9 protein-coding genes and 1 riboswitch are annotated in these 9868 nt (G+C 33.9%); of the genes, 3 read left to right on the top strand and 6 right to left on the bottom strand.

From position 1 onward, the window contains the following. Window positions 1-126 precede the first annotated feature (126 nt). On the top strand, window positions 127-918 hold the full coding sequence (locus QQZ16_RS16970) for a C39 family peptidase (RefSeq protein WP_284561537.1): 792 nt from the start codon (window positions 127-129) through the stop codon (window positions 916-918). Here the strand turns inward: QQZ16_RS16970 and asnB are convergent. From asnB to ytkD, 5 genes are all read right to left on the bottom strand, one after another. Beyond that, the gene (gene asnB, locus QQZ16_RS16965) at window positions 908-2809 is read right to left on the bottom strand and encodes an asparagine synthase (glutamine-hydrolyzing) (RefSeq protein WP_031540481.1); all 1902 of its coding nucleotides are present in this window, start codon (window positions 2807-2809) and stop codon (window positions 908-910) included. The genes QQZ16_RS16970 and asnB overlap by 11 nt on opposite strands. Before the next feature lie 375 nt (window positions 2810-3184). Beyond that, window positions 3185-4384 carry a methionine adenosyltransferase gene (gene metK / locus QQZ16_RS16960; RefSeq protein WP_031539034.1) on the bottom strand — a complete coding sequence of 400 codons (1200 nt, stop codon included), beginning with the start codon at window positions 4382-4384 and terminating at the stop codon, window positions 3185-3187. A gap of 317 nt (window positions 4385-4701) precedes the next feature. Next, window positions 4702-4859, bottom strand: a riboswitch (SAM riboswitch). Window positions 4860-4928: 69 nt separating this feature from the next. Further along, a complete protein-coding gene (locus tag QQZ16_RS16955) occupies window positions 4929-5171 on the bottom strand; it encodes a DUF2584 domain-containing protein (RefSeq protein ID WP_031539033.1) in 243 nt (80 codons plus the stop codon). 55 nt (window positions 5172-5226) lie between these two features. Then, window positions 5227-6018, bottom strand: coding sequence for an alpha/beta hydrolase family protein (locus QQZ16_RS16950; protein WP_192840954.1), 792 nt, complete (start codon window positions 6016-6018; stop codon window positions 5227-5229). 31 nt (window positions 6019-6049) lie between these two features. Then, window positions 6050-6532 carry an RNA deprotection pyrophosphohydrolase gene (gene ytkD / locus QQZ16_RS16945; RefSeq protein ID WP_035416625.1) on the bottom strand — a complete coding sequence of 161 codons (483 nt, stop codon included), beginning with the start codon at window positions 6530-6532 and terminating at the stop codon, window positions 6050-6052. 339 nt (window positions 6533-6871) lie between these two features. Between ytkD and QQZ16_RS16940 the strand changes: the two genes are divergently transcribed. Beyond that, window positions 6872-7129 carry a DUF6154 family protein gene (locus QQZ16_RS16940; protein WP_031539030.1) on the top strand — a complete coding sequence of 86 codons (258 nt, stop codon included), beginning with the start codon at window positions 6872-6874 and terminating at the stop codon, window positions 7127-7129. Window positions 7130-7211: 82 nt separating this feature from the next. Here the strand turns inward: QQZ16_RS16940 and QQZ16_RS16935 are convergent, their stop codons facing one another. Continuing rightward, a complete protein-coding gene (locus QQZ16_RS16935) occupies window positions 7212-7982 on the bottom strand; it encodes a sulfite exporter TauE/SafE family protein (RefSeq protein ID WP_031539029.1) in 771 nt (256 codons plus the stop codon). A gap of 369 nt (window positions 7983-8351) precedes the next feature. Between QQZ16_RS16935 and cls the strand changes: the two genes are divergently transcribed. Beyond that, window positions 8352-9806 carry a cardiolipin synthase gene (gene cls / locus QQZ16_RS16930; RefSeq protein ID WP_031539028.1) on the top strand — a complete coding sequence of 485 codons (1455 nt, stop codon included), beginning with the start codon at window positions 8352-8354 and terminating at the stop codon, window positions 9804-9806. Window positions 9807-9868 lie beyond the last annotated feature (62 nt).

The raw sequence follows: 9868 nt of genomic DNA, 5'->3' as shown, positions 1-9868 counted from the left end.
ATTACACTATACCAAAGAATGAGGTGTTATTTCATTTTATTAAACACTGTCAAGCAACATATTTAATAGACCATAGACGCAATACAACTAACGATTTGCACTTATTTTTTTGGTGCGAAAGTTGAGTTGGTAAGAAAAAAATTAAACACAATAGCTAAAAGCATCTATTTATTTACGATATTCGCCATGGTAGCTGTTAGTTTTTTGCTTATTAATAGAAATGACTTCCCCCAAATAGTCTATGCAAAAGAAGTTGCTACACAGAACACACGTAAAGCTCTTTTATCAGTAAAAGAGGAAACTGATTTATTGAAGGAATCCGTTTTATTGGATGCTCCTATTCTTAATCAGTTACCAGAGCTCCCAAGAGGCTGTGAAGTAACAAGTCTTGCAATGCTGCTTCAATATGCTGATGTCGATGTTGATAAACTGACATTAGCAGAGGAAATTAAAAAAGATAGTACACCATATGTTAGAGAAAATGGCACAATCTATTACGGAAATCCTAATGACGGATTTATTGGAGATATGTACTCCTTAAGTGGTCCTGGGTTAGGCGTATATCATAAACCAATAGCTGCACTAGCTGAGCAATATTTACCTGGTTCCATTGTTGACTTTACTGGATCTGATTTTGAAGAAATTAAAACACATCTGTCCAGTAATCATCCAGTATGGGTAATTACGAATTCAACTTTTAAGAAATTACCAGATAGTGCATTCCGTACATGGCATACACCAAGTGGCACAATAGAGATTACCTATTCTGAGCATTCTGTATTAATTACAGGCTATGATGAAGAGTATATTTATTTTAATGATCCCCTTACTGGCGAAAAAAATAAAAAAGCACCCATAACGGATTTTGAAGAATCCTGGGTGCAAATGGGTAGTCAAGCAATTACGATTAGTTCTTAATTGCTACCTTTCCCTCTTTTAAATATTCCTTTTCAAAGGAATATTTTTTTTCGATATAAATGCTATGCCATACCATGAACATTAGCACTGTCCATATTTTACGGCTATTATCTGCTTTTCCTTGACAATGTTCTTCTAACAATTGGAGCACAACCGATTTATTTAATAAGTGATCTGTATCGCTCTCTTTAATAATATTTTTCGCCCATTCATTCATTTCATCCTTTAGCCAATGACGAATTGGAACAGGGAAGCCGAGCTTTTTGCGATTTAACACATGTTCTGGTACAAATGATTCTGCTGCTTTGCGTAAAATATATTTTGTTGTACCATCCGCTGTTTTTAATGATGTCGGGATTTTCGAAGCGACTTTAAAGACCTCTTTATCTAAGAACGGCACACGTAATTCTAACGAATGAGCCATCGTCATTTTATCTGCTTTTAGTAAAATATCTCCTCGCATCCAAGTATGAATGTCAATGAATTGCATACGATCTACAGGATCATAACCAAGGCTTTCTTCATACAACGGCTTAGTAATATCTCTATAGTGCAAACCTGTATTATAGACAGAAAGTAATTTTTCTTTTTCTAACTCAGAAAACATTTTCGCGTTGCCAATATATCTTTCTTCCATTGGAGTAACTCCACGCTCAATAAAGCTCTTTCCTTTCATGCCTTCTGGAAGAATATTTGCCACAGCCCGCAACAATTTTTTTCCAACGTTCGGAATTTTATTAAACACTTCTAAAGATTGTGGTTCGCGATAAATATTATATCCGCCAAATAATTCATCTGCGCCTTCCCCAGAAAGGACAACCGTTACATGCTTTCTTGCTTCACGTGCTACAAAGTATAAAGGCACACAAGCTGGATCTGCTAAAGGGTCATCCATATGCCACATAATTCTCGGAATCTCGTTCATATATTCCTGTGGAGAAATAATATAGCTAATATTTTCTAGTCCTAATTTATCAGCTGTTTCTTTTGCTACATCTATTTCACTAAAGCCGTTATGCTCAAAGCCAACGGAGAAAGTTTTAATGCTAGGATGGAATTCTTTTGCAATACTTGCAATAATAGATGAATCAATTCCACCTGACAGGAAGGATCCAACAGGAACGTCGCTTCTCATATGCATTTTAACACTATCGAACAGTACATCTTTAATTTCCTTTGTAAACTCGTCCTCTTGTTTGACAACTGGTTTAAAGGATGCTCTCCAATAACGTTTAATTTCCATTGGTTCGCCAATTTTTTTTGTGAAATAATGACCTGGTTCTAGCTTTTTAATTCCCTCTGACATCGTATAAGGTTCAGGGACAAATTGATAAGTTAAGTAATGTTGCAAGGAAGTGTAATTGATAACATCACTTTCTAATGCTAATGAAATACTTTTCTTCTCAGAAGCAAAGTATGTTTTTTCACCATCTTCTAAATAGAAGAAAGGTTTAATTCCAAACGGATCACGCGCTCCATATAATGTCTCTTCTTGCTTATCCCATATAATGAATGAGAACATACCACGAAGCTTTTCTACCGCTTTTTCCTTTTCATGGCTATATAAAGCGATAATTACTTCTGTATCTGAATTTGTTTGGAAAGTTAAACCTGCTTTTACTAGCTCTTCTCTAATTTCTAGATAGTTATAAACTTCCCCATTAAAGATTATCCAATAGCGTTCATTTTCATATGTTAAAGGCTGATGCCCACTTTCAATGTCTATAATACTTAATCGGCGAAAACCAAATTGAATGTGGCTATCATAAAAATATCCTTCATCATCAGGACCTCTATGTGTTATAACACGATTCATTCCTGTAAATAATTCTTTTTGTTCTTCTTGAAAGTTTTGTGCTTTTTCATGTACACAGCCAACAAAACCACACATATTGCTCTCACCTTCTCCATTTCTTTTCCTACATATATTAGGACATTCATAACCATTTTTCATTGTTCTTACAATAAACCATAATTAAAATTTTACTATACCCCTAAATAGAAATTATGTTAATAGGTAATAAGATTCATAAAACCATCACTTAGTTTTCTATTGTAGCATAAATAGTGTAAATTTTTAATTGGCTATTAACATTTCATCTCTGTATTTTTCTTAGAGATGGAAAAATTAATATCGTACTAATTACGGATTTTCCTTTGCCAATGAATAACGGAGTTCGACATCAAGTATTTAGACGAAAAATAAGGAAAGAAGTTACACTTTCATGCAACTTCTTTCCTTATACATTTAATTTATTAGAAGCATTTAAGCTTCGACAGCAGTTTTTATTAACTCTGCTCTATCTGTACGTTCCCAAGGTAAATCAATATCAGTGCGACCAAAATGACCATAAGCAGCTGTTTGTCTATATATTGGTTTACGAAGATCTAGCATCTTGATAATTCCTGCTGGACGAAGATCGAAGTTTTCGCGAACTGCCTCTACAAGTTTATCTTCTGAAACAATTCCAGTTCCAAACGTATCAACAGAAATAGATACTGGTTGTGCTACGCCAATTGCATAAGCTAATTGTACTTCTACTTTATCAGCTAATCCTGCTGCGACAATATTTTTTGCCACATAACGTGCTGCATATGCCGCTGAGCGATCCACTTTTGTTGGATCTTTCCCAGAAAATGCTCCACCGCCATGGCGAGCATATCCACCATATGTATCAACAATGATTTTACGACCAGTTAATCCAGCATCTCCTTGTGGTCCGCCAATAACAAAGCGTCCTGTTGGATTGATGAAATACTTTGTATTTTCATCTATTAATTCAGCTGGTACAACAGGCTTGATTACATATTCTTTAATATTACGTTGAATTTGTTCTAATGTTATCTCTGGGTGATGCTGTGTGCTTATTACGATTGTATCAATACGAACAGGCTGATTATTTTCATCGTATTCGACTGTTACTTGTGTTTTACCATCCGGACGTAAGTATGGTAAGATTTCTTCTTTTCTTACCTCTGCTAGTCTTCTTGATAGTTTATGTGCCAATGAAATCGGTAATGGCATTAATTCCTTTGTTTCATTACATGCAAATCCGAACATTAATCCTTGGTCTCCAGCACCAATTGCTTCTATTTCCTCATCCGTCATCATACCTTCACGAGCTTCTAGAGCTTGGTCTACTCCTAATGCAATATCAGCGGATTGCTCGTCAATAGAAGTTAAGACTGCACTTGTTTCTGCATCAAATCCATATTTCGCGCGTGTATAGCCTATTTCTTTGATTGTTTCACGGACAATTTTCGGGATATCCACATATGTAGAAGTCGTTATTTCACCTGCAACAAGAACTAACCCTGTTGTTACAGATGTTTCAGCAGCAACTCTTGCATTAGCATCTTTAGCTAATATAGCGTCCAAAATAGCATCTGAAATTTGATCACAAATTTTATCTGGGTGACCTTCAGTTACCGATTCAGAAGTAAACAAGCGACGTTTTGTTGACATCTGATTTCCTCCTTATTTTAGAAAAAAGTAGAGCGAGGCCTAATTCCTGCACTCCTTAACCTTATCTTGATACGGTACTCATTCCCTAGATAGTATGAAGTAAAAATGGCGTTTTTATCCGAAGTCAATTCCGTGCTCTATTATATGTAACACTAGTAAAATGTCTGTAAACATAATATATATAACGAAGTATTTTGTTTCTAATAAAAACACACACCTAAAAATATACATTTTTATAAAAGATAATTAATTCATTTTACACAAAAAACCTTTTCAATAGTGAAAAGGCTCCTAGTAAAATCAATTCGCACCTTTCACTCTTATCGTTCAAGGAATATTCCTTGCTTCAGGTTAGCACCTTTCCTAAGAGAATGTCTGATTCATTTCATAAAAATGAAATAATTCAGTAATTTTCTTCACATAGTAGGTTGCTGGGTTTCATCGGGCCAGTCCCTCCACCAGCTCAGGATAAGAGAGTATCCGTTCAAAGTAAAATGATAGCTCAATCTAACAACGCATGTCAATCATTTTTCACTAGATTGAATTAATTTGTTGAATTCAATGCAATAAGCTTATAAGTAATGGACGTCTTTCCATTTTCCCATGCTAATTTTTCAATTGTCGCCATTCCAGATATCTCAGCTATTTTTGTTTTTCTAACCTCTAGCGGAATATTCATTGGATATAAACGGTAATCTTCTTTTTCTAATAGAAAAAGATTTTCTTCTAGTCTTATTTCTTTCCCTTTTGTTACAATCATTGTATTTAATTCTAAGGGCATACCCATTTTCCATTCCCCTTCTCTTTTTCTATTTTTATCCATTATTAATAGAGTATTTCTTTTATTTTACCATTTTCCCCACTTGTTTTTTCATCCAGCTAGATAGAGATGTGACAACTTTACGATTCGTAGCAGGAGGAAAGTAATGCGTAAATTCAGGAAAATACCATGTGCCCACTTCCTTACCTAACTGTTTTAATTTTGCTTCCAACCTTAGGCTATGTTCAACCGATACATTAGTATCCAATTTCCCATGAATGATTAGCGTAGGTGCATTTATTTTTTCTAATTGATAAAGTGGAGTTCTTGCATCATATCTGTCTGGATATTTTGAAGGCGTTCCTCCAATTACTCTTTTCATCATCCTACGTAAATCCTTTCGTTCTTCATAGGTGAGGAACATATCGCTGACACCACCCCATGTAACAATTGATTGAACAGGACAATTTATGCCCACAAATAAAGCCATCACTCCGCCTCTTGAAAAACCAAATACATGTACATTATTTACATTCGATAAATTCTTTAATAGTGCAAATGCAGCGATGGCATCATTTTTGTCTTCGCCCGCAAAGTCTTCATTTCCATCCCCACCTTGATTACCACGATAAAAAGGTGCGAACACAACAAAACCCTCAGATGCAAATTGGATAACTCTCCCGGGACGGACCTTCCCTACATTTTTGATGCCTCCTCTCAAATAAAGAAAACCATCATAAATTTCCCCGTCATTTGGAGAAGCAAGCATTCCCTTTACTTTTAAGCCATCAACATAATAAGTAACTAAAAAAAGATCAATAGAAGGATTAGGAGATGGAAATCGAATTTTTTCTATTATATCACCATTGTTCATGTCAATTGCTCCTTTACTTTTTTCTCCTATATTACCCTTTCCTTTCGCTTAATAATTCGTTCTGAATGGAAGAAATACAATATTTGATGACATCATCCTTCATAATAAAGCTAAATGAATCATTCCAACGTATTTCCATTAAATCGCCTTTAATTAAAACTGGACCAGCTGTCTCCTGATAATCATCTTTTGGAACTAATTGACTAATTCTTGCAAAAAATACATCCTTCACAAATGGTTCTTCTCCGAATACCTGATAGGATGCGATCCATTGAAGCCTATCAATAATCCCACCTGTTTCTTCCATAACCTCTCTATGAGCTGTTTGAATAATTGTTTCATTTTTTTCTCTTTTGCCGCCTGGAAATTCTAATCCCCTCTTTTTATGGGCCGTTAACAACCATTGATTTTTATACTGACAAATGACTAATACATGCATTGCTTCTTGCATCCATTCATTTTTTTTAAAAGAAAGTTTCACTAAATTTTTATTTTGATCATAAAATATCTCCATACCTTCTCCATTATTATGTATTATTAATATAAGTAGCTTGCATACTAAAGCAAATACATGCCTTTTAACCTGATTTTATGATATATATTATTATCATAGCAAATACTATCTATAAAACTGGAGTTTTTTATCGATAAAAAGGGTATTATTTTTTATAGATAGTAATTCCAACCATCTATTGAAATAAGATGAATACAATACGATCAAGAAACACTCATCTTTCTTAACATAATGTTCACATTATAGCTAGCAAAAATATCATGTTATCATATATAATACGGTTAAATAAAACGGTTACATTTGCATTCGATAATAAGACTGAAATAGGAGGACAACATAATGAAAATTGTTGATGAACTTTACAACTTATATAAAAATAAACTAACTGGGGATGAAGAGGATATTGATATGCTCGCCTTTGCTTTTTTAGAAGAAATGAGCAGAGAAGATTTATTACATATTATTCAAGAATTAAATGAACAAGAATTATATGATTTAATGGGTCTTTATTTAATTGAAAGCTTAAAAGGAAAGTTTGCCAGTGAAGATTATCGAAAACCTAATAGCCCTATCTTTACCCATCGAAATGTACACTGAATCGTCCTGTATTTAAATAAAAGGCTGTTGATAAACATCGGCTCACACAGAAAAACGATCATTTATCAAACGGCCTTTTTATTTATCGATTTGTTATGTAATCATATATATTTTTTCCAATCAATGTGGCAGAAACAAGGACAAATAATATTTTCACATAATTTGACCCTTTTGCAATGGCAACGCGAGAACCAATGTAAGCTCCTAAAATCATAGCAATTCCCATCACGAAACCATATAAATAGTACACTGAATCATAACATAAAAAAACGATAAGTGCTGTCAAATTACTTCCGAAATTAAGAACCTTGGCATTGCCAGCGGATTCCACAAAATCAAAACCCATTAAAAGAAAGGAAAATAAAAAGAACGAACCCGTCCCTCCCCCTAAAAAACCATCGTAGAAACCGATTAATGGTACAATGAAAAGAGCAAAGAGAAGCTTCTTTTTCGTCATTCCATTATATGTAGAGTTTATTCCCCATTCTTTTTTCGTAAGTGTATAAATAGTTACTACGATTAAAACAACAAGGATTAACGGCTTAAGTGATTCGGATGGTATTTTTTGTACAACATAAACTCCGATTGCGGAACCAATAATGGAAAGAGGCAAGAGTTTTACTATCAATTTCTTATCCGTTTTTCCATGCCTTATAAAAGAAATCGAACTAGTTAATGATCCCATGGTCGAAGCTAGCTTATTTGTACCTAACGCAATTTGTGGTGGCAATCCGGTAAATAAAAGAGCAGGTAATGATATTAATCCGCCGCCACCAACAACTGAATCAATAAATGCAGCAATAAATCCGGCTCCAATTAAAAAAAGTAGCATTCCAAGATGTAATTCTTCCATAAAAAATACTCCTTACCTGAACGTCTATTTCCAATTTAGGTAATGATTGACCGATAGACTAATTCCTACCATAACATATTAGTCATGGTCTATTTAGTACAAGCAATAACCAAATTTCGAAAACAGCTTTGTTATAACCCTTATAATATTTAACAAGCTTTCCTAGTCTACTTTATCACAATAAAGGAAAAAGGAGTATTCTTCTTTTTAAAAAGAAATCAAAATAGTACCAAGTTTTATCCTTATCCCCTATAATAGTACAGGATATTTCTTTAGGAACATGCACAAATATTTAGTCTTACTGGTATTACGAAGATTTTTTATGTATCGCATATAGCTGCAGTTTTAGCGAGAAAGGAAAAGAATTCGATGCACATTTATTCCATTATCTTAAGTGTCATTATTTTACTTAACATTATTTTTGCTTTTCTTGTTATCTTCTTTGAAAGAAAAGATCCTATTGCTACATGGGCATGGTTAATGGTACTTACCTTTATCCCTATCCTTGGATTTATTTTATATTTACTTTTCGGCCAAAATTTACGAAATAGAAAGTTATTTCAGTGGGATGAGCGAAAAAAACTCGGAATAGAGCCCATTTTAGCTTCCCAACTTTTACAAATAAGCTCTAACCAATTGCGCACTACGAATGAAGTAATTCGAAAAAATCAAGATTTAATTTATATGAATTTATTTAACAACGATGCCGTTCTCACAGAAAACAATGCTGTAGAAATCTTTACAGATGGGAACCAGAAATTCAAGCAATTATTTACAGATATCAAAAATGCAAAAAAGTCGATCCATTTACAGTACTATATTCTTAAAAATGATGGTATTGGCTCAGATCTTATTAGCCTACTCGTTGAAAAAGCAAAAGAAGGAGTAGAAGTTCGTTTATTATATGATGAGCTTGGCTCCAGAACATTGCGTAAAAAGGTTTTCAAAGAATTGCGGGCAGCAGGTGGATTTGTTGAAGTATTTTTCCCAAGTAAATTTCATTTAGTCAATTTACGCCTAAATTATCGAAATCATAGAAAACTGGGAATTATTGATGGAAAAATTGGCTATATCGGTGGATTTAATGTTGGAGATGAATATTTAGGGCTTCATCCGAAATTTGGCTATTGGAGAGATACTCACTTACGCATAGTGGGTACAGCTGTATATGCCATTCAAACAAGATTTATTCTCGACTGGAATCAAGCCTCACATTTACATGCAATTAATTATTCACCTGACTATTTTCCAGGAAAAATTGAGGAGATTATCGGGAATATCGGCATGCAAATTGTATCAAGCGGTCCTGATTCAGAATGGGAGCAGATAAAGAATGGCTATATTAAGATGATTACTTCCGCAAAAGAAAGTGTTTATATTCAAACACCTTATTTTATTCCCGATGCAAGCTTACTGGATACATTAAGAATTGCTGCACTCTCTGGAATCGACGTAAAAATAATGATTCCTAACAAACCTGATCATATGTTTGTCTATTGGGCAACCTATTCTTATATCGGTGAAATGCTAAAAGCTGGAGCGAAAATTTATATATACGAAAATGGATTTATCCATGCTAAAACGATTTTAGTCGATCGAAAAATCGCTTCTGTTGGAACTGCCAATATTGATATGAGAAGCTTTAGACTTAATTTTGAAGTGAATGCTTTTATTTATAGTGAACAAATCGCTAATGAATTAACAGATGACTTCCTAGAAGACATGGAGTTTTCTACCCATTTAACAGCAGAACAATATTCTAAAAGATCATTATGGATTCGTTTCAAAGAATCCTTTTCACGACTCCTTAGCCCTCTTTTATAAGGAATCAAAAGAATCAATTTTGCATGAAAATGCCTACAAAATATTAAAAAAGACAAAATGCC

The sequence above is a fragment of the Bacillus sp. T2.9-1 genome (assembly GCF_950097965.1).
Taxonomy (GTDB): Bacteria; Bacillota; Bacilli; order Bacillales; family Cytobacillaceae; genus Niallia; species Niallia hominis.
Note: the sequence above shows the minus strand (reverse complement) of the source record. Positions and strands in the feature narration are given on the sequence as shown.